The organism is Blastococcus sp. TF02A-30 (genome assembly GCF_003319185.1).
Lineage (GTDB): Bacteria > Actinomycetota > Actinomycetes > Mycobacteriales > Geodermatophilaceae > Blastococcus.
In genome coordinates this window covers 1-527 of record NZ_QOHJ01000030.1, presented here as the reverse complement: position 1 = coordinate 527, position 527 = coordinate 1, and the positions used below count along the sequence as shown (strand labels likewise).

Sequence of the window (527 nt, the reverse complement as noted above, 5' to 3'; positions counted from 1 at the left end):
AGATGTGTATAAGAGACAGACCTCGACCTGGTCCCATTCTTCGTTAAAGAGGTCGGGATGTTGCAGAGCAAGTTTGAGGAATCCTCGTTCAGCTGACAAGGAAACATCAGCCGGATCTGGCCACGGGATCCCCGAACCTTGCTGCGGTTCAGGAGGGGGAACGATGGTCAACTGCGGCTCAGAACGATGCTGCCTTCGGGTATGCGAGACCTCTCGACGTACCAGGTCAACGTCAGTACCTACCACTTGGGAGAGCTCACGCAGATAGCCGTCCACTAAGGACTGGTCGCGAATGCTGGTAACTAGAGGGGCTGCTGCCCTAATGGCAGCAACACGGCCATCCGCACGATCAAGGTCGAACTGGCTAACTGTGTTCTCCATGACATAGCGGTACAGCGGGATTCGACGTGCTACGAGCTCTCGAACGGCTTCTGGTCCGCGTTGCATGAGTAGGTCGCACGGATCTAGCCCAGTGGGCTCGACGGCGACGTAGGTCTGAGAGGAGAACCTGTCTCTTATACACATCT

At 56.0% G+C, this 527-nt stretch carries 1 pseudogene; it reads right to left on the bottom strand.

Annotated elements, in window-relative coordinates:
- Positions 1–381 (bottom strand): annotated as a pseudogene (locus tag DQ241_RS20305) (hypothetical protein); the annotation flags it as partial.
- Between the last annotated feature and the right edge of the window lie 146 nt (positions 382–527).